At 65.0% G+C, this 18,379-nt stretch carries 17 protein-coding genes; 6 read left to right on the top strand and 11 right to left on the bottom strand.

Annotation, left to right across the window (positions count from 1 at the left end; translation table 11 throughout):
* Positions 1–31: 31 nt before the first annotated feature.
* Positions 32–2,398, bottom strand: coding sequence for a GAF domain-containing protein (locus GGQ74_RS11980; RefSeq protein ID WP_167941777.1), 2,367 nt, complete (start codon positions 2,396–2,398; stop codon positions 32–34).
* 236 nt (positions 2,399–2,634) lie between these two features.
* Here GGQ74_RS11980 and GGQ74_RS11975 point away from each other — a divergent pair, with 236 nt between their 5' ends.
* Together GGQ74_RS11975 and GGQ74_RS11970 are read left to right on the top strand one after the other, a co-directional pair.
* Positions 2,635–3,558 (top strand): ADP-ribosylglycohydrolase family protein, encoded by a 924-nt coding sequence (locus GGQ74_RS11975; RefSeq protein WP_167941776.1) that lies wholly within the window; start codon positions 2,635–2,637, stop codon positions 3,556–3,558.
* 136 nt (positions 3,559–3,694) lie between these two features.
* A complete protein-coding gene (locus tag GGQ74_RS11970) occupies positions 3,695–4,672 on the top strand; it encodes a hypothetical protein (RefSeq protein WP_167941775.1) in 978 nt (325 codons plus the stop codon).
* Between the two features lie 79 nt (positions 4,673–4,751).
* Here GGQ74_RS11970 and GGQ74_RS11965 read toward each other — a convergent pair whose 3' ends face one another.
* Positions 4,752–5,315, bottom strand: a complete 564-nt coding sequence (locus tag GGQ74_RS11965) for a hypothetical protein (protein WP_167941774.1) — start codon at positions 5,313–5,315, stop codon at positions 4,752–4,754.
* 144 nt (positions 5,316–5,459) lie between these two features.
* Between GGQ74_RS11965 and GGQ74_RS11960 the strand changes: the two genes are divergently transcribed.
* Entirely contained in the window at positions 5,460–6,182 is a 723-nt protein-coding gene (locus GGQ74_RS11960) for a hypothetical protein (RefSeq protein ID WP_167941773.1), read from the top strand.
* Here GGQ74_RS11960 and GGQ74_RS11955 read toward each other — a convergent pair.
* The 3 genes from GGQ74_RS11955 to GGQ74_RS11945 are packed head-to-tail and all read right to left on the bottom strand — an operon-like array spanning position 6,179 to position 10,247.
* Entirely contained in the window at positions 6,179–6,880 is a 702-nt protein-coding gene (locus GGQ74_RS11955; RefSeq protein WP_167941772.1) for an energy-coupling factor transporter transmembrane component T family protein, read from the bottom strand. The genes GGQ74_RS11960 and GGQ74_RS11955 overlap by 4 nt on opposite strands.
* Positions 6,877–8,274 carry an ABC transporter ATP-binding protein gene (locus tag GGQ74_RS11950; protein WP_167941771.1) on the bottom strand — a complete coding sequence of 466 codons (1,398 nt, stop codon included), beginning with the start codon at positions 8,272–8,274 and terminating at the stop codon, positions 6,877–6,879. Before GGQ74_RS11950 ends, GGQ74_RS11955 begins: the two co-directional genes overlap by 4 nt.
* An 8-nt stretch (positions 8,275–8,282) precedes the next feature.
* Positions 8,283–10,247: a TonB-dependent receptor plug domain-containing protein gene (locus GGQ74_RS11945; RefSeq protein WP_167941770.1), complete on the bottom strand. Its 1,965-nt coding sequence runs from the start codon at positions 10,245–10,247 to the stop codon at positions 8,283–8,285.
* A gap of 328 nt (positions 10,248–10,575) precedes the next feature.
* Here GGQ74_RS11945 and GGQ74_RS11940 point away from each other — a divergent pair, with 328 nt between their 5' ends.
* Entirely contained in the window at positions 10,576–11,331 is a 756-nt protein-coding gene (locus tag GGQ74_RS11940; RefSeq protein WP_167941769.1) for an SDR family oxidoreductase, read from the top strand.
* Positions 11,332–11,410: 79 nt separating this feature from the next.
* Here GGQ74_RS11940 and GGQ74_RS11935 read toward each other — a convergent pair whose 3' ends face one another.
* From GGQ74_RS11935 to larB, 5 genes are all read right to left on the bottom strand, one after another.
* Positions 11,411–11,851, bottom strand: a complete 441-nt coding sequence (locus GGQ74_RS11935) for a hypothetical protein (protein WP_167941768.1) — start codon at positions 11,849–11,851, stop codon at positions 11,411–11,413.
* Positions 11,848–12,156 carry a DUF4911 domain-containing protein gene (locus GGQ74_RS11930; RefSeq protein WP_342448621.1) on the bottom strand — a complete coding sequence of 103 codons (309 nt, stop codon included), beginning with the start codon at positions 12,154–12,156 and terminating at the stop codon, positions 11,848–11,850. Before GGQ74_RS11930 ends, GGQ74_RS11935 begins: the two co-directional genes overlap by 4 nt.
* Positions 12,153–13,223 (bottom strand): M24 family metallopeptidase, encoded by a 1,071-nt coding sequence (locus GGQ74_RS11925; RefSeq protein ID WP_167941767.1) that lies wholly within the window; start codon positions 13,221–13,223, stop codon positions 12,153–12,155. Before GGQ74_RS11925 ends, GGQ74_RS11930 begins: the two co-directional genes overlap by 4 nt.
* Positions 13,224–13,244: 21 nt before the next feature.
* Complete coding sequence (locus GGQ74_RS11920; protein WP_245168288.1) at positions 13,245–14,003, bottom strand: acyl-[acyl-carrier-protein] thioesterase; 759 nt, start codon at positions 14,001–14,003, stop codon at positions 13,245–13,247.
* Positions 14,004–14,099: 96 nt separating this feature from the next.
* On the bottom strand, positions 14,100–14,888 hold the full coding sequence (gene larB, locus GGQ74_RS11915; RefSeq protein WP_167941765.1) for a nickel pincer cofactor biosynthesis protein LarB: 789 nt from the start codon (positions 14,886–14,888) through the stop codon (positions 14,100–14,102).
* A 150-nt stretch (positions 14,889–15,038) separates the two neighbouring features.
* Between larB and GGQ74_RS11910 the strand changes: the two genes are divergently transcribed.
* A complete protein-coding gene (locus GGQ74_RS11910; protein ID WP_167941992.1) occupies positions 15,039–16,448 on the top strand; it encodes a sigma-54-dependent transcriptional regulator in 1,410 nt (469 codons plus the stop codon).
* An 81-nt stretch (positions 16,449–16,529) separates the two neighbouring features.
* On the top strand, positions 16,530–17,723 hold the full coding sequence (locus tag GGQ74_RS11905) for a pyridoxal phosphate-dependent aminotransferase (RefSeq protein ID WP_167941764.1): 1,194 nt from the start codon (positions 16,530–16,532) through the stop codon (positions 17,721–17,723).
* A 75-nt stretch (positions 17,724–17,798) separates the two neighbouring features.
* Here the strand turns inward: GGQ74_RS11905 and GGQ74_RS11900 are convergent, their stop codons facing one another.
* Positions 17,799–18,206, bottom strand: a complete 408-nt coding sequence (locus tag GGQ74_RS11900; RefSeq protein WP_167941763.1) for a bacteriohemerythrin — start codon at positions 18,204–18,206, stop codon at positions 17,799–17,801.
* Between the last annotated feature and the right edge of the window lie 173 nt (positions 18,207–18,379).

The following is an 18,379-nucleotide window of genomic DNA, read 5'->3' as shown; positions in this document are numbered from 1 at the left end:
TCCGTACGTTGCGCGTGCCCGGCCGCTCCATCTATTTCGTGGTCATAACCCACACGCCATGCCAGTCCTCCGGCGGCGGCTCGGCCATGAAGTGCTTGCAGCGCACGGTGTACACCGCCGCAAGCCCGTCATTGGGATTCAGGATGAGGATGCTCTCGAACAGCCCGAGGCCGCGCTCGAACTCGCGCGCGCGGTAGGCGTCGAGCGCCTGCGCGTAAATGTCCAGCGCACGCGCCATGTCCGGATAGGTTTCGGACGTATGGTAGTCGAGGACCTCGAATACGGCCACCGGGCGGGTCTTGCCCTTGACCGTAATGAGGTCCACTTCGCGGATCATGTACTCGCCCCTGAGCCGCTCGCGCGTGAACTCCGAAACGAGCAGATTGGTCCGGTAGGTCTTGCAGGCGGATTCGAGACGCGCGGCGAGGTTCACGCCATCGCCGATGCAGGTGTAGTCCATGCGCCGCAGCGAGCCGATGTTGCCCACGACCACGGGGTTGGTGTTGATGCCGATGCCGATGTTGATGGGCGGTTTGCTCGATTCCGAGCGGCCGACATTGAAGGCGTGTAGCGCGCGCATCATGCCTATACCCGCGCGCACGGCGTTGTCCTCGTCCTCGCCGGTGGAGAACGGCGTGCCGAACACGGCCATGATCGCATCGCCGATGTACTTGTCGAGGATGCCGCCGTGCCCGAATATCTCGTCCACCATCAGTGTGAAATACTCGTTGAGCATGGACACGGTCTCCTCCGCGCCCAGTTGCTCGGACAGCGTGGTGAAGCTCCTGATGTCCGAAAAGAGGATGGTGGCCATCTGCATCTTGCCGCCGAGCACGTCCTCGCCGGCTTCGAGAAGCCTGTCGGCCACCTCCTTGGTCATGTAGCGCGCAAGCGTCCCCTTGAGGCGCTTCTCGCCGCTTATGTCCTCGAACACGAGCATGGTGCCGATGTGCACTCCCTTCGCGCTCTTGAGGGGGACCACCTGAAAGTTCACGGACAGCGTCGCGCCGTCGGCACGCGTCAGCGAGGCATCCACGGCAATGTCCGGCTCTGCGGTCTCGGCCACGCGTGCCACGGCCTCGGCCACCCACAGGTTGGCATCGACGAAGATGTCCCCGGCCACCCGCCCGACAAGCGCCTCCTCCTCGAAACCCAGAATGCGCTGCGCCGCGCGGTTGACTTTCTGCACCAGCCCCGCCGCGTCGAGGGTCAACACGCCATTGGACATGCTCTGGAGCATGCTTTCGGAGTAGTTGCGCATGTTGAGCACGTCCTCGAAAAGCGTGGCGTTCTCAATTGCGATGGCGGCCTGCGCGGAAAAGGACTTGAGGCGGCGTTCGTCGTAGGGGGTGAACGGCCCGGCCTTCTTGTTCAGGACCTGCGTCACGCCGATGATGTGGCCTTCCTTGTTGAGTACGGGAGCGCAAAGGATGGTGCGGGTGCGGTAGCCCGTCTTCTTGTCTACTGCGGGGTTGAAGCGGGGGTCGGCGTAGGCGTCGGGGATGTTGATGGTCGTCCCGCAGGTGAAGGCCTCGCCCGCTATGCCGAGGTGGCTGGGGAAGCGGATTTCGAGATTGTCCATGCCCTGCGCCACCTGCGACCACAACTCCCCGCTCTTCTCGTCGAAGAGGAACAGCGTGCTGCGGTCGGCCTCCAGAATCTTGGTGGTGGTCTCCATGATCTTCTGGAGCAGCGGCAGGAGATGCAGTTCCGAGGACAGGGCCTGCGTCAGCTCCTGAATGTAGGTTTCCTCCTCGCGGGCGCGCTCCACGGCCTCGAAAAGCTGGGCGTTCTGCAACGCGGCAGACGCCTGCGAGGCCAGCGCCTCCAGAAGCGAGAGGTCGGAATCCGAGAACTCCCCGTCCTGCTTGTTGAGCAGTTGGAGCACGCCAACCATCTCGCCGCGCTTGTTGCGGATGGGCGCGGTGATGATGTTGCGCGTACGGTAGCCGGTCTTCTTGTCCACCTCGGGATTGAAACGCGGATCGGCATAGGCATCGTGGATGACGATGGCCTCGCCGGTGGTGTAGACGCTGCCCGCTATGCCCAGATGATTCGGGAAGCGTATCTCGCGCATGGCCTCGCCGCCCATGGCCACACGGGCGAACAGCTCGCTCGTCTCAGGATCATTCAGAAAGATGGTGCCGCGATCGGCGTTGACAGCGGTGGTCGTGATTTCCACCAGCCGCTGGAAGAGCGTGTCGAGGGACAGGGAATCGGCAAGGCGGTTCGAGACGTCGAGCAACGCGTTCATCTTGCCCAGCACGTCCGCGAGCTTGGAGAGGAACATCTCGCGGTCCTCGGCGGACAGCACGCCGAGCAGACGCTTGATGTCGTCCTGTTCGAGACGATGCTCAAGAATCTGATTGAGGAGCGTCACATCCGTCTTCACTGCCATGGATAGCTCTCAACGCGCATGGGAGTTCAACGTAGCGGGACCACTCTTGCCGCCGCATTCTAGCAATTCAACGATGATAGACGTTTTTGTCTCGGCGTGACAAGGATTATTCAAAGAACAAGACACAGCGATAGCCCAGCATCACTCGCGGATTCCTTGCCACGGCCTTTCTGCCGGAATACAATGCGATACGTGTCTCCGGTCCAATCTAAAAAATGCAACACGGAGTTTGCGCAATGCACGCTGTGCCGTCCCTCAAGGAACGCGCTGCCGCAGCCTGCTGGGCCGCCTTCGCCGCAGATTCGCTGGCCCTGTCCGCCCACTGGGTCTACGACACCCGTGCCATCCGCCAGACGCTCGGCCGCCCGGACGCGCTGGCCGCACCCATGGACCCGCGCTACCACAAAAACCGCAGCGCGGGCGATCTCACCCACTACGGCGACCAGATGTTCGTGCTCCTCGAATCCGTCGCCGCCACCGGCGGCTTCGACCTCGACGACTTCTTCGGACGCTGGCGCAAGCTGTTCGACGGATACGACGGCTACATCGACAGCGCTACGCGCACCACGCTTGAGCGCATCGAGTTCGGCGAAGGCCCGCAGAGTTGCGGCTCCAACTCCAACGATCTCTCCGGCGCCTCCCGGCTGGCGGCCCTCGTGCCCGCCCTGCACGACGATCTCGACGCACTGGTCGCAGCCGCACGCGCACAGGCCAAAATGACGCACAACAATCCACTGGTTCTCGACGCCGCAGAATTCTTCGCGAGGGCCATCCACGCCGGGCTTGGCGGAGCGTCCGTCTCCGATGCCCTCGATACGGCCTCGCGCGAGCGCTACATCGCCGCGCCCATCGAGTCGTGGCTGGCGCAGGGTCGGGAATTCTCGGCAGGGGACACCGTGTCCGCCGTGGCGACCTTCGGTCAGAGCTGCCACATCGAGGGCGCGTTCCGTTCCACGGTGCAGATCGTCCTGCGCCACGCCGACGACCTGCGCGAGGCCCTCGTGGACAACGTCATGGCCGGCGGAGACTCGGCGGCGCGAGGCATGCTCGTCGGCGCGCTACTTGGCGCGGTGCACGGCCCCAAGGCGCTTCCGCCAGAATGGACCGGCGGCCTGACCCGGCGCGAGGCCATCGTCACCCTGCTGAACAGCCTACGCTGACGCTCTTCACGCAAGCGCGCGCACGGCACCTTTACCTGCGCGGCTTTCTGGTCTACGTCTCATGCAACGCCCCGCACGCGCTCACGCCCGCGACGGGGCGTTGCATGTCCACGAACCGCCAACCCCGTCGGAGACCATGATCAAGACCGCCCTCAACGCCGCAGGAACCATTTTCCGCGATGCCACGCATGCCAGTCTGGACCTCTTCAAGGTGATGATTCCCATCACCATTCTGGTCAAAATTCTTCAGGAACTGGACCTCATCCGCCATGTCGCCGTTCCGCTGGCCCCGATCATGGAGCTTGTGGGTCTGCCCGCGAGCATGGGCCTCGTGTGGGCCACGGGCCTGGTGGTCAACATCTACTCCGCGCTCATCGTCTACGTCTCCCTCGCGGCGGAAGCGCAATTGACCGTCGCGCAGGTCACCGTGCTGTCCACGATGCTGCTCATCGCGCACAGCCTGCCCGTGGAATGCAAGGTCGCCCAGAAATGCGGCCCATCCCTCACCGGCCAGATCGTCATCCGGCTGGTAGCGGCCTTCGCCTGCGGCATACTCCTGCACGCGGGATACGCGGCGACGGGCACCCTTCAGGACGCCGCGCGCATCTTCTGGTCCCCGGGCGAGCCGCCCGCGACCATCGCCGCATGGGCACTCGGACAGGGCCAGAACCTGCTGTCCATCTTCTGCATCATCCTCGTGCTCATGGCCGCCATGAAGCTGCTGCACAAGCTGCGCGTCATCGAAGGCATCAACCACCTGCTGCGGCCGGTCCTCACCCGCATCGGCATCGGCCCCGAGGCCTCCACGCTGACCGTGGTCGGTCTGACCCTCGGCCTGTCCTACGGCAGCGGGCTCATCATCCACGAGATCCGGGCCGGACGAATTCCCCGGCGCGACATATTCTCCTCGCTGACACTCATGGGCCTCTCCCACGCTCTCATTGAGGACACACTGCTCATGGCCATGATCGGCGCGCACTTCTCGGGCATCCTCTGGGGCAGGCTCCTCTTCTCCCTCGCATTCATGGCCCTGCTGGTCCGCGTCATCTCGCGCATGTCCGACGCGACCTTCGGCCGCACCTTCATGCGCAAGACCGCCGAAGCCCAAAACTAACGCACCAACTCCGCCACACGAAAAGCCCCCCGCCGACACCGTCGTCAGGGGGCTTTTCGTGTGGCGCGAATGCCAAGGCTCACCCGTGATTGCGCACAGGCACCAGTCCGGCACGTCGCACCCGGCGCACGAGGGACGGCACGAGGAGCGCCCCCGCAAGGCCGAAGGCCCCGCCCGCAAGCGACTTCACCAGCACATGTGGCAGGGCGACGTCCATCTCCATGCCCACCAGCCAATCCACCATCAGCACAGCCGGAAAACGGCAAAACGCCGCCACCCCGCCAACCAGACCGCACAGGGCGAGATTGCGCGTCGGGTCGCCGCACACGATGGCCGCGAAATCGATCAGCAGCCCCGGCAGCATGAAATTGATGATCACCAACGGCCCGCCCTTACCTGCGGCCAACGCCACAGCCAGAAGGCCCGCCAGAAGCGCCGTCACCGTCGCCGCGAAGCGACGGTCGATAAGCCCACGCGCCACGAGCAGAAAGAACATGACGAAGAACATGGAGTGACCCGGCACCTTGAGATGCATGCGGAACACCAGCTTGGAGACCACGATGAGCAGTGCGCACAGCCCGGCGAGAAGTCCCTCGCGCAGATCCAGTCCACCCCAAAAGCGGCCCTGCCGATATTCGTTCATGTGTCGTTCCCTGTCAGATGTCGTTGGTTGTGCGGACTTTCGTCATGGAGATGACTTTTGCACGCAATACGTTTACATTCCACATGTTTCCAGAAACGGCAAGCCCGGCACCCCCTCGCAAGGGTGGTCCAGAGGAGCGAGCGAATGCGCGTCTACGTGAGTTTCGACGATACGGACATCGCCGGTGCCCCCATCGGCACGGGGCGACTGGCCCGCATGTTCACGGAAAAAATGCCCGAAGAGTGCACGCTGTGGGGCGTATTGCGCCACCAGCAGCTCGTGGCGGAGGGTATCCCCTACACGTCCCAGAACAGTTCCGCCTGCGTGATCGTGGACGTGCCGGACGCCGACGTCACCGACATCCGTGCCCGACTCACCGAGCTCGCCGTGGCCCACGTGCTCGAATACATGAGCGACGGCAGCGATCCCGGCGTATGCGTGGCCGACGAGCGTGACGACCTTGCGGCCCTCATTCCCTTCGGCAAGCGCTGCACCGCAGAGCGCGTGACGCAGCAGGACGCCATGAAGGCCGCATCCGGCCTGTTCCTCGAAGGTCTTGGCGGCACCAACGACGGCATCATCGGCGCGACGGCCGCCATCGGCCTCACCGTCCACGGCTGGTGCGGACGCTTCATCGAATTCGGCAACCTGCGCGGCTTCCCGGACCCGGCCCCGGTGGGGCTTCTCGAAGCCTCCGGCATCCGCGTGCTGTCCACGGACCGCAACGCCACGGTCCCGGCAGCGAACGACACCGTCAGTCACAACGGCTGGGTCCGCCCACACCTGTGGGGTCACGGCCCGGTGCTGCCAGTCAAATCAATCGCTCCCGGCCAGTGGGCCACCGTTCACACAAAGAACAAGCACTAGTCGTGCGCGGGCCGTTCGTCGGACGGCCCGCCTTCGTCATCGCCCGCGTCCCGCGCCCCCATCCCACGCGACGCCGCCGCCACGGCCGCGTCCCGCGCCATGGCCAATACGCGGATGATGAGCGGCAGAATGAGACAATGCACGAGGTCCGGCCAATTGCGCGGATCGACGAGCTGTCGCGGGGCAATACGCGCGCCGCGCAGAATCTGGTGCAGATAGATGGACTTCGCCTCGCGCATGACCAGCGGGAGAAACCGCAGCGACGTGAAAAGCACAAAGGCCAGCCGCTGGGGAATCACCAGTCGTAGCCCGCGCATGAGTTGATCCGGGCGCGTGGTCCGCTGGAGCACCAGCGTCGGCAACAGCGCCAGCGCGATTTGCAGGCTGACGATGCCCGCGCGGTCCAACGCCGCCACCGGGTCGCTGCGCAGCAGATAAAGCGCCAGCACCAGCGGAAACTGGAGTAGCAGCGCCCGCACGTCGCGCCACAGGCACGCCACGCCAAGCCCCGCCAGCAGATACAGCCCCACATGGACACCCACGAGCGCCCCCACGCTCCACCAATCCCTCGCGAACAGCGCACCCATGGACAGCGAGAGCGCAGCCACGAACTTCACCCCCGCCGGGCAGCGGTGGACCATCGAAATTCCGGGCTGATGCTGCCCCGGATAGCCATCGGCGAGATCGAACATCCTCATCGTCCGCCCCCGACTTCATCAACGGCGCAGTCCGAAGCGAGGCACCCGTCCCGCAAAACCAGATCGACATCCGCCCAGCCGGGACAACGCGGATCGTGCGAAACCATAAGCACTCCGGCGCCCGTGGCCCGCGCATAGCCGTCCAGAATGGCCAGCACCGCATCGCGCACGCTGGCCGCAAGTCCGGTGAACGGCTCGTCCAGCAGCACCAGCCCCGGTCCCGGCGCAAGCATGGCCGCAAGCGCAACCAGATGCTTTTGACCGAAGCTCAAGGCCAGCGGCGGACGGTCCGCCAATTCCGCAAGCCCGAAGGCTTCGAGAATCGCACACGCCCGACGCACGGCGTCGCCCCGCGACAGCCCGCACCGGCACAGCGAAAAGGCAATCTCGTCCCGCACCGTATCCTCGAAGACCTGCGCCTCGGGATTCTGCCCCAGAAAGCCCACCTTCCCGAAAAGCGCCGCAGGATGCGTCACACGGGCACCGCACACGCGCACCTCGCCGTCCGACGGCGTCAGTGCCCCCACAACGGCCTTGAGCAGGGTAGACTTGCCCCCGCCGTTCGCGCCGCGCACTAGCACCTTCGCGCCGGAAGGCACACCAAGGTCCACGCCGCGCAAAATCGGCGGCATACCGCGATAGCCGCACGTCAGCCCACGCACGTCGAGTGGCGTCTCATAAGCGGGCCGCAGCCCGGCGAAGACATCCATGGCCGCATCCGGCGGCGAAAAGGCGTCGAGATGCGTCATGTCCACTCGTCGGGCATCAAGTCCATCCATAAATTCGGGAACGTGCTCGCTCACCACCACGGCTCCACCCCGCTCGCACACGCCACGCACCACGTCCGCCAGCATCGCGCGGCCCTGCGGGTCCAGCTGGGTGAATGGCTCGTCGAGGAGCAGCAAACGCGGCTCCATGGCCAGCGTCGCCGCCAGCGCGAGGCGGTGTTTCTGCCCCATGGACAGCGCCTCCACTGGCCGCTCGGCCACCGCCGCAAGGCCCATGACGCCAAGCGCCCGCTCGACGCGTTCGGCCACGGCCGTTTCGTCGAGGCCCATATTGCGCGGACCGAAGGCGGCTTCCTCGCGCACGGTGGCGCACAGCAGCTGCGTTTCCGGATTCTGGAGAACGATTCCCGTGCGGCCCGGAGCATCGCGCCGCCCCTCCGGAACGTGCGGAAAGCGCTCCACCCTGCCCGCAACGCGGCCGGGCTCCAGAAGCCCGGCCGCAGCGAGTAGGAAGGTCGTCTTTCCCGATCCCGACGGCCCGCACAGCAGCACGCACTCGCCGGGGAGCAGGTCCAGATCGGGCATGCTCCCGGCGAATCCGTCGCCATGCGGATGACGCAGCGCACAGCCGCGCACTAAGAGAATCGGATCGGACGACCGTTCCATGAATCCGCCTAGAAGTTCCAGGTTACGCCGCTGTAGAGGGAGCGGCCGGGGCGAGGCAGGGCGTAGCCTTCCTCGTAGTCGGCATCGAAGAGGTTGTCCGCGCCAGCGAAGATTTCCAGCGCGTCGTCCATGAAGCCCTTGGACACCCGCACGTTGACCACGCTGTAGCCGCCCTCGGGCGTCTTGTCGGTGCCTGCGGTGTTGAACGCCCAGTTGCGGCCGACATACATCCACGAGGCATGCGCCTTCACGGCGTAGGGCAGGCTGTACCAGCCCTCCAGCGTGAACTTGTGCTCGGGGCGGAACTGGAGTTCGTCCATGACCGCATCGTCCGAACGGTTCTCGGAATCGAGCCGCGTGTAGGCGGCGCGCAGGCGCAGATTCTCCACGCTGGTGTTCACCGCCGCGATCTCGAAGCCGGTGAAGCGATAGGTGTCGTTGTTGGTCGAAACGTTGTTGATCTTCTCGATGAAGTCGTCGGCGTCGATGCGGAACACGCTCAAGGACAGGTCCGTGTCGATGGCGGCGATGCCCTGATCCACGCCAAGCTCGTAATGCACGGTGCGCTCGGCGGTCAGCGTGCTGTCACCGCCATCGGCGTAGAGTTCCTTGAGCGAGGGGAAGCGTACCTTGCGTGCCAGCGAAGCGCGCAGGCGGGTCTGATCGAAGAGGTCGTAATGCACGCCCGCGATGCCGCTCCAATCCGTCTCGTCCTCGGCATCGTTGCGGTTGTGACCATGCCATCCAGCGCCAAGCACAATACCGAAGCGGTCGAAGGGCATGACCTCGTATTCGAGCCCGGCATTCCAGAAGCCCACGGCGTGGTCGTCGCTCGTCTCCACAGCCTTGCTCGACAGCGGAACGGTCGTGGTGGTGTTGTCCCACGCGGCCCGCTCGGCGGAAAGCGCCGCGGTCAGCACGCCGGGAGCGCCGAAATCGTAGGCCGCCTGCAACGCACCGCCCACCCGGGTGGTGGCGGTATCGGAGTCGTAGCTGCCCTTCTTGCTCTGTTCCTCATAGCCCGCGTTGTCGTAGGCCTTTTCAAGCTCGTCGAGCGTGTTGGCGTAGACCCAGCCGCGCACGGTCAGCGGGATGTCGAACCTGTGGCTCGCGCCAAGCTGCGCGGACAGGCCCTGCGAATCATCCATGCGCTCGAACTTGGCCTTCTTGACGTAGTCATCGCCGGTCCATGCGACGTTGGGCTTGCCGAAGGAACCCTGATGCACGCTCAGAGCAAGGCCGATGCTGGTGCCGTCCTCGGGTTCGAGCATGGCGTTCAGGAACATGTTGCGCCGGTCACGGTCGGAATTCGTCCGCGCTCCGCCATCCTCCAGCGCGTCGTCGCGGCTGTCGAAATCGTCGGAGGTGCGGTAGTTGTCCCGATCATACACGCTGCCCGAGGCGAACAGGCTCAAGCCGTCGCGACCGCCGCCGAAGGTGGCCTGTCCGCAGCGCTCGTTGCCGTCGCCAAGGCGCGCGGTCACGCTGCCATGCGCGCCCTCGCCGCCCTTCTTCGTGATGATGTTGATGACGCCAGCATTACCGCCGGAGCCGTAAAGCACGGAGCTTGCGCCCTGCGTCACCTTGATGCGTGCGATGTTCTCCACGGGGATGAATCCGGGATCGAACTGATCGTCGAAGGTGGAATTCATGGGCACACCGTTGAGCAGCAGGATGACGTTGCGCGTGCGCATACCGCGCATGTCGATGCGCGCGGTGCCGTCGGAACTGGTGCGGATGTGCACGCCGGGCACGAGGACAAGCGCCTCGTCCAGCGTTTTCGCGCCTGCCGCACGAATCTCGGCGGCGGTGACCTCGGTCACGTTGGAGACGCGCTCAACGCCACTCACACGCTCGCCGCCAACCACCACCTCGCCCAGTTCGAACACGGGTTCCTCGGTGGCAAAGGCCGCTGTGGAAAAGGCCAGCCACGCGCACACGCCTGCGCAGGCGACAGCAAATCTCGATCGCATTGTCCTTCTCTCCCTCTTCACATGTCCGGCCGACGAGTGGGGGCGGACAACGACGGCCCGACACACGTTCGCAACACCCGCTGCCCCCGAACAGGACCATGCATCATCCTGTCATTACAGGAAATCTGCTAACCAACCTTTGGTGTTTACGTCAATGTATTCCGTCTTGATGACCTATTTGCACCATTCTCGACCATTTCCAACCAATACCAACACCATGCGTCATGCGCCCTCGGCTCGCCTCCAGCGCTACCGCCGCCTGTTGAAATCACTGCCGATTGCGGTACAAGAGACGCACGACATCCACCACGCAACAAGCGAGACCATCATGAAGGGAACCGTACTTGTCACCGGCGCTACCGCCGGATTCGGCGCTGCCTGCGCGCGGCGCTTTGCCGCCGAGGGCTGGCGCGTCGTCATCACCGGACGCAGGCAGGAGCGGCTGGACGCGCTGGCCGCCGAACTTGCCCCGGCCCCGGTCCACGCCCTGCGCTTCGACGTGCGCGAGCGTGAAGCCATAGACGCCGCGCTGGCCACACTGCCCGAGGACTTCCGCGCCATCGACCTGCTCATCAACAACGCGGGCCTCGCCCTCGGTCTCGAATCCGCGCAGGAATGCGACCTGTGCGACTGGGAGACCATGGTCGACACCAACATCAAGGGCCTGCTGTACATGACCCGCGCCATCGTGCCGGGCATGATCGAGCGCGGCCGGGGCCACATCGTCAACCTCGGTTCCATCGCGGGCACCTACCCCTACCCCGGCGGCAACGTGTACGGAGCCACCAAGGCCTTCGTGAAGCAGTTCTCCCGCAACCTGCGCGCGGACCTGCTGGGCACGCCGGTGCGCGTCACCAACATCGAGCCGGGATTGGCCGAAAGCGAATTCTCCGTGGTCCGCTTCAAGGGCGACGCCGACAAGGCCGCCAAGGTCTACGAGAACGTCTCCCCGCTGACCCCCGAGGACATCGCGGACACCATCTTCTGGGCAGCCAGCCGCCCCGCCCACGTCAACATCAACGCCATAGAGCTAATGCCCGTGCAGCAGGCCTTCTCGCCGCTGGCTGTGCATCGCGGCAGCTAAATTCTCCACCGCACAAAAGTGAGACGGCCCGCAACGCCGATGCGTTGCGGGCCGTCTTGCATGATGGCCGAAAAATCTTCTACTCGTTCGCGCCAGTCCCACGGAAGGTCAGGCTACGGATGTCGCGTGCGGCAAGGCGCATGAGGCCCCACTTGACGCGCCCGTAAAACTGCGTGTCCGGATTCACGGTCACTTCGCGCTCATCACCGTCGCGAAAGCTCACGCTGGCCACGAGCTTCTTTCCGGAATGGATAAAGGCCACGCTACTGACGTTGGCGAAGTCGATGCTCGCCTCGGCCCGGCCGATGAACACGGGGACCATGGTCATGCCGTCCACCGAGAAATCCTCCACGACGTAGCTCACGTCCTCCACATCCACGACATAGACCGTAAACGACCTGTCCGGCTGCGGAATCCTCTTCACCATGTCCGTGCTCGTGGTGCCGCCCATGCCCATGCACAGCATGGCTACCAGCCCAGCCAGCACGACGAACAGACGCCTGCGTGCGATGATCGTCATTCTTCCCCTTCCTTGCGCAAGTCCGCAGGATCGATGATCGTGAATTCCACCTCTGCCCGCATGGACTCCAGAAATTCGCGGGCCTCGCGCTCCTGTCCAGGAGCATACACGAACTGCGCCACTGCGGAATAACGGTCCACAGTGCTCAAATAAGCCAAATTATCGTAGCCTTCAAGAATGAACTTGAGGTACGCCATGTCCTGCGGGGCAATGCGCAGATACAGCCGCCGCGAATGCGCCGGACGCACCGCCGCCTCCGCGTAGGCCCTACTGCGGGCCTTGCCTATTCTCTTCTTGCGTATCACAGGACCTCGCAGCCGTCATCGGTGACAAGCACCATGTGTTCCCAGCGGATGCCGCCCCATTCCGGATAATACAGGCCCGGCTCCACCGTGACCACCATCCCCGGACGGAACACGCCCTCGCTGCGCGAGGACACGCCGGGAAGCTCGTGGGTCTCAAGCCCCACGCCGTGGCCGAGGGAATGGGTGAAATGCGCCTCCTGCCCGTACTTGGCGAACACCGCCACAGCGGCGCCGTAGGCCGAGCGCAGCGGACGCCCCGGCGCGATGGCGGCGATGCCCGCGGCCTGCGCCTCGCGCGTGCGGTCCAACGCGCGGCGAAAGTGATCCGGCGGCGTGTCGCCCACCCAGAAGGTCCGCGTCTGGTCCGAGCAGTAGTCGTCCACGCGGCAGCCCTTGTCCACCAGCACGGGGCTATTGGCCGTGATGATCGCCTCGCCGGGCACGGCATGCGGCAGCGCGCCATTGGGACCGACGGCGGCGATGGTGGCGAAGGCCAGCTCGCTCGCGCCTTGCTCGCGGTAGAGCTTCTCGATCTCCCACGCCAGTTCCCGTTCGCTCACGCCGGGGACGAGGCAGGCCTCAAGCTGCGCAAAGACCTTGTGGTTCAACGCGCAGGAGCGACGCATGGCGGCAATCTCGTCCGCGTCCTTGATGACGCGCAGCGACTCCACCACGCCGCTCACCGGCAGCAGTTCCACCCCGGCCGACATATCCTTCCAGAAGCGATAGCTGAAGCTCTGCTCCTCGAAGGCCACAGGCCCGACGCCGAGGTCCTTCAGAAAGGCCGCGATGCTCTGATGGCGCGGAGCGCCGTAGATGAACACCCGATCCTCGTCCCAGATGCGGCGCACCGCGTCGCGATAGCGGGAATCCGTGAGCAGCCAGTCGCCACAGGAACGGGTGACCAGCACCATGCCCGAAGACTCGTTGCATTGCGGATCGTGCAGCTCGAAGCCGCTCAAGTAGAACCTGTTGGCCGGGGAGGACACCAGCATGGCATCCAGCCCACGCTCGGCGAGCTTTTCCCGCACGCGCTCTCGGCGTGCCGCGTATGTCTCTGCGTTCATGATTCCTGTCCGTTTGTTCCGTTATCGGCCTTCGGAGGAAGACGCCCAGGTGGTGCGCACCCGCGCCACTTCCGCGCCGTCGTCCTCGCGCACGAGGGCGTGCAGCATTGAGCCGTCATCCTGCCTTGCGCAGCGGGCAAGGATGACCTGCCCGGCAACGGCCTCGGCCCGGAATGAAATATCCAGCGTCGCGGGACGGCAGGCGGTATCGCCGGGAAGGCACTCCAGCGCCCATTCGAAGAAATGCACGTTGTTCACGTGACCGTTCACGTCGATGTCGCCCCGGCGGGCGAGGATTCGCGCCTCGGCCTCGACATCGCGCAGGCGGGAAACGGCACGTCCCGGCAGCTCCACGCTATGGCACGGGGTCTCGGGGAAGTCGGCGGACATGCCCTCGGGAATGGTGCCCAGCCGACGCGTGGCGAGGTCCATGGGCGCCCACACGCTGGTGGCCACGCCGAGTTCCGCGCCATCCGCGTCCAGAATGCGAAAGTCGCGCCGGGCGCGGCTGCGCTCCAGCGAGGCGGGCCACGTCTCCACACGCACGCTTTCGCCGTAGACGGGGTAACGGCGCATCTCGACATACTCGCGGGCCAGCACCCACGTCACGCCGGACTCGTTGAGCCGCGCGGTACCGAAACCAAGCAGCCGGGCGTGATGCGCGGCAATCTCCTGAAGAAATCCCGCGACGCCGACGATGCTTCCCCGCTCGTCCGCGCCAGCGTCCGTAACGCGCACGCGAAAGTCCATGGCGCAGACCTTCGGGGCAGAAATATCCATCTTCACCGTCCACTCCTGCTTTCAAAATCCCTGCCGCCCGTGGCGACGGAAACGGGCACGATGCCGCGATGCGTCGAAAAGCGCAAGCGCGCTCCGTTAGACCCGCGCGGTCCCTTCCCGACGCGCCGAGGCAATGAGCTTGGCCGCGAAGGCCGCCGCGCCGAACCCGTTGTCGATGTTCATCACCGAGACGCCGGGGGAGCACGAATTGAGCATGGCCATAAGCGAGGCCACCCCACCCATGGGATTGCCGCCGCCAGAGGTGCTCGGCACGCCGATGATCGGCGCGGGCACCAGCCCGGCCAACACGCTCGGCAGCGCGCCATCCATTCCGGCCACCACGATGAGCGCCACGGCCTCGGCCAGTGCCTCCAGATGCGGGGCAAGGCGGTGCACGCCAGCCACACCCACGTCGGATATCAACCCGCAATCCAGCCCGAAGAAGCGGGCGGTGCCGTAGGCCTCCAGCGCGACACCCATGTCCGACGAACCGGCCGTGACCACCAGCACCGATGCCCGGCGGGGATAGGGACCGTCCAGCCCGAGGTCCGCCCCGAGGACAAACAACCCGGACTGCTCGTGAAACGTGCCCTGCGGGAACAGCTCCGCCAGCGCGCGGCCCTTGTCGGCGGACAAGCGGGTGGCCAGCACGGGCTGCCCGGCGTCCAGAAAGCCGCGCACGCAGGTCTCAAGCTGCGCCAGCGTCTTGCCGGGTCCGAAAATCACCTCGCCCTGTCCGGTGCGGGCAAGGCGGTGAATGTCGAGCGTGACACCGGCGCACAGCTCGGCCACGGGCATGCCGCGAAAGGATTCGAGGGCCTCCTCGGGCGAAAGTGCGCCGTGGGCGATCTGCCCAAAGAGTTCAAGAATGTCGGCCGCGTTCATTTCTCCTCCACAATTCATTCAATCGTGCTAAGGTATTCCGTACGGATGCATGCGTCAACGCGCTCCCGGCGGACCCGAGCGCGGCGCTTCGGCCGAACCATGGGCGCAAACGATTGATAATACTCGGCGGAAAGGCTATTGACTTGTGTCATGTCGGGCAAGACCATCCTCTTCCTCTCCAAACCCCAGTCCGTAACCGGGCTGTTCCCGTCGCTGCGCGAGGCTGACATCACCGCTGGGCTGGCCGAGAATCTCGGCGGCGCCATCGATTTTGTCGCCAAAAACTCGCCGTGCCTCGTCTTTTCCGTGGACCAGCTTCCCGGCTACAAGGCGGAGGATCTGCTCGCCCACGCCACGCGGGACAACGGCTTCCCGCCGGTCATCATCTTCACCGAACGCGGCTGCGCGACCGACGCGAAGCGCTTCCTCGAACTGGGCGCGCGCGACTACTGGCTGGAACCGCTCATGTGGGACAAGGTGCGCGCGGCGCTTCCCCGCACCAACGGCCCCGAGCCGTCCAAACCAACCCCCCAGCCGACCGCGTCCGACGGCGTGACCATCATCGGCCAGCATCCTGTTGTGCGGCGCGTTCTGGCCCTCGCGGCACAGGTGGCCCCGTCCAAGGCCTCGGTGCTCATCTCCGGCGAATCCGGCACCGGCAAGGAAATGTTCGCCCGCTACCTGCACCAGAAGAGCAGACGCGCGAACGGTCCCTTCGTGGCCATCAACTGCGCGGCCCTGCCCGAACACCTGCTGGAAAGCGAACTCTTCGGCCACGAGAAGGGCGCATTCACCGGCGCGATCAGCCGCAAGCCCGGCCGCTTCGAGTTGGCCGACGGCGGCACCATCCTCCTCGACGAAATTTCCGAGATGGACCTCGGCCTTCAGGCCAAGCTCCTGCGCGTGCTTCAGGAAGGCGAGATCGACCGCGTGGGCGGCACCGAAACGATCAAGGTGGACGTGCGCGTCCTCGCCACCACCAACCGCGACATCGAGGAAAGCGTCCGCAACAAAGAATTCCGGCAGGACCTCTATTTCCGGCTCAACGTCATTCCGCTGCGGCTGCCGCCACTGCGCAGCCGCGGGGACGACATCGTGCGCCTCGCCCGCTTCTTCGTGGACCACTACACCACGGAGTACGCCCTGCCGCACCTCGAATTCTCGGACTCGGCGCGTCAGTGGCTGCTCGACTACGACTGGCCCGGCAACGTGCGCGAACTTCAGAACCTCATGGAGCGCGCCGTACTGCTCGCGGGCAACGGCCCCATCGAGGAACGCCATTTTCTGCTCGATCTCGACGCATGGCCGCTGCCCGAGGACGACGCGGCACCCATGCAGACAGCCGACGCCGCCGCCCCCACAGAGACGGCCATGCCCCTCGAAAGCGCCCTGTCCGGCAACGAGATGCGCCTTGAGGACATCGAGCGCATCGCCATTCTCAAGCGGCTGGAGCAGACCTCCGGAAACCGCACGCAGGCGGCGGAACTGCTCGGCATATCCGTACGCACCCTGCGCAACAAAATTTCGGAATACAAGAAGCTGGGGCTGGACGTTCCCTGACCCGCCGCCCCATCCGGCGCGTCGGAACGATCGTGAATCCCCGGTGTACGCAACCGTCAAACACGCAACAAGGACCTCGCCATGCAGATTCTGGCCTCTCAGATCAAGGGTTACCTCAGCAACTCTTCCATGATCCGCAAGATGTTCGAGGCAGGGCTGGAGCTCAAGGCCAAGTACGGCGAAGACGCCGTGTGCGACTTCAGCCTCGGCAATCCGGACCTTCCCGCTCCCGCCGCCGTGGGGCAGGCGCTGGCCGACATCGCCGCCAACGCTGACAAGCCCTTCGCCTTCGGCTACATGCCGAACTCCGGCTACGGCTACGCCCGCGAGGCGCTGGCCGAGCACCTCTCCCGCGAGCAGGGCATCACCATCGCCCCGAGCGGACTCATCATCACCTGCGGCGCGGCTGGCGGACTCAACGCCCTGTTCCGCGCCATCCTCGAAGCCGGTGACGAGGTCGTGTGCCCCGCCCCGTACTTCGTCGAATACGGCTTCTACGTCTCCAACTACGGCGGCAGCCTGAAGCCGGTGCCCGCCCGTCCGCTGACCTTCGAGCTGGACCTCGAAGCCATGGACGCCGCCATCGGCAAGAACACCCGCGCGGTGCTGGTCAACTCGCCCAACAACCCCACCGGCGCGGTGTACACCGAAGAGGAACTGCGCGGACTGGCCGCCATCCTTGAACGCAAGTCGCGCGAGTTCGGACGGCCCATCTTCCTCATCTCCGACGAGCCGTACCGCTTTTTGACCTACGACGGCGTGGAGGTTCCCTCCATCCTGCCGCTGTATCCCTACGCCATCGCCGTCAGCTCCTTCTCCAAGAATCTCTCGCTGGCTGGCGAACGCGTGGGCTACGTGGTGCCCTCGCCCAACATGCCCGAGCTTGACGAACTCATCGCTGCCCTGACGCTCACCAACCGCATCCTCGGCTTCGTGAACGCCCCGGCCATCGGGCAGGCGCTCATGGCGCGGGCCATCGGTTCGCAGGTCAACGTCACCGTCTACGCCGAACGCCGCAAGGCCATGACCCGCGTGCTCGACGACGCTGGCTTCAACTTCACCATGCCCAAGGGCGCGTTCTACTTCTTCCCCGAGGCTCCCGGCGGCGACGACAAGGCCCTCGCCCGTGCCCTTCAGGAAGAGCGTATCCTCGCGGTGCCCGGCTCCGGCTTCGGCTGCCCTGGCTACTTCCGCCTCGCCTTCTGCGTTGGCGAGGAGGTCATCCGCCGCTCCGCCGACGGCTTCCGCAAGGTCTACGAAAAGCTCTCCAAGTAGCACCCCACGCTCTAAACGCAAGAAAGGCCCCCCGGCATGCCGGGGGGCCTTTCATATTCCCGTATGGACAGGCGCTTAGGCCACGCCCTTCTTCTTCAGGAACTCGACGAGCCTGCGGTCGGTATCGCCAATGTGCGTCACCCACCAGTCGGTCAGGAACTCAAGCACGTCTCCGGCCAGTCCCTCGCGGTTGTCGCCAGCATCGACAAGGTGCTCCGACGAACGCAGGATGTAGTCGTCATGCTCATCGGTGTGCTCATCAATCTCGGGGTACTCGTAGCGCTCCATGAGATCCTGCTCCGTGGAGAAGTGGTACCCGATATAATCATGGGCCTCGTCGACGATCTCGTCTATGACGTCTGCGTCGCTGCCGTCCATGATGGCCTCGTACAATTCATTGATGAGGTCGATGAGCTTCTCGTGCTGCTCGTCGATGTCATCGATGCCGAGTCTCATGTCGTCGGTAAATTCTATCCTTGACATCCAATCCTCTCCTTTTCCCTCTCGGATGCAGACTTGCGTTCTGCCGTCGTTTCCGTGCGCCGCGGTGCATGAAAAATCGCATCCGCAGCCCGACCGCGTCTGCATACATTCGCCTGCATCTGCACGTCAAGCCATGCGTGCACGTTGAAGACGAAACTCCGAAATTCCGCCGT

Origin of the sequence: Desulfobaculum xiamenense, from assembly GCF_011927665.1 — a bacterium.
In the GTDB taxonomy this organism is placed as follows: Bacteria; Desulfobacterota; Desulfovibrionia; order Desulfovibrionales; family Desulfovibrionaceae; genus Desulfobaculum; species Desulfobaculum xiamenense.
Note: the sequence above shows the minus strand (reverse complement) of the source record. Positions and strands in the feature narration are given on the sequence as shown.

What these genes read in the sequence shown, in the direction of transcription:
- GGQ74_RS11935 (WP_167941768.1), bottom strand. Translation starts at nt 11,851, where the DNA reads ATGACGATCATCGCACGCAGGCGTCTGTTCGTCGTGCTGGCTGGGCTG.
- GGQ74_RS11970 (WP_167941775.1), top strand. Translation starts at nt 3,695, where the DNA reads ATGATCAAGACCGCCCTCAACGCCGCAGGAACCATTTTCCGCGATGCC.
- larB (WP_167941765.1), bottom strand. Translation starts at nt 14,888, where the DNA reads ATGAACGCGGCCGACATTCTTGAACTCTTTGGGCAGATCGCCCACGGC.
- GGQ74_RS11975 (WP_167941776.1), top strand. Translation starts at nt 2,635, where the DNA reads ATGCACGCTGTGCCGTCCCTCAAGGAACGCGCTGCCGCAGCCTGCTGG.
- GGQ74_RS11965 (WP_167941774.1), bottom strand. Translation starts at nt 5,315, where the DNA reads ATGAACGAATATCGGCAGGGCCGCTTTTGGGGTGGACTGGATCTGCGC.
- GGQ74_RS11955 (WP_167941772.1), bottom strand. Translation starts at nt 6,880, where the DNA reads ATGAGGATGTTCGATCTCGCCGATGGCTATCCGGGGCAGCATCAGCCC.
- GGQ74_RS11950 (WP_167941771.1), bottom strand. Translation starts at nt 8,274, where the DNA reads ATGGAACGGTCGTCCGATCCGATTCTCTTAGTGCGCGGCTGTGCGCTG.
- GGQ74_RS11900 (WP_167941763.1), bottom strand. Translation starts at nt 18,206, where the DNA reads ATGTCAAGGATAGAATTTACCGACGACATGAGACTCGGCATCGATGAC.
- GGQ74_RS11940 (WP_167941769.1), top strand. Translation starts at nt 10,576, where the DNA reads ATGAAGGGAACCGTACTTGTCACCGGCGCTACCGCCGGATTCGGCGCT.
- GGQ74_RS11960 (WP_167941773.1), top strand. Translation starts at nt 5,460, where the DNA reads ATGCGCGTCTACGTGAGTTTCGACGATACGGACATCGCCGGTGCCCCC.
- GGQ74_RS11910 (WP_167941992.1), top strand. Translation starts at nt 15,039, where the DNA reads ATGTCGGGCAAGACCATCCTCTTCCTCTCCAAACCCCAGTCCGTAACC.
- GGQ74_RS11920 (WP_245168288.1), bottom strand. Translation starts at nt 14,003, where the DNA reads ATGGATATTTCTGCCCCGAAGGTCTGCGCCATGGACTTTCGCGTGCGC.
- GGQ74_RS11945 (WP_167941770.1), bottom strand. Translation starts at nt 10,247, where the DNA reads ATGCGATCGAGATTTGCTGTCGCCTGCGCAGGCGTGTGCGCGTGGCTG.
- GGQ74_RS11980 (WP_167941777.1), bottom strand. Translation starts at nt 2,398, where the DNA reads ATGGCAGTGAAGACGGATGTGACGCTCCTCAATCAGATTCTTGAGCAT.
- GGQ74_RS11925 (WP_167941767.1), bottom strand. Translation starts at nt 13,223, where the DNA reads ATGAACGCAGAGACATACGCGGCACGCCGAGAGCGCGTGCGGGAAAAG.
- GGQ74_RS11905 (WP_167941764.1), top strand. Translation starts at nt 16,530, where the DNA reads ATGCAGATTCTGGCCTCTCAGATCAAGGGTTACCTCAGCAACTCTTCC.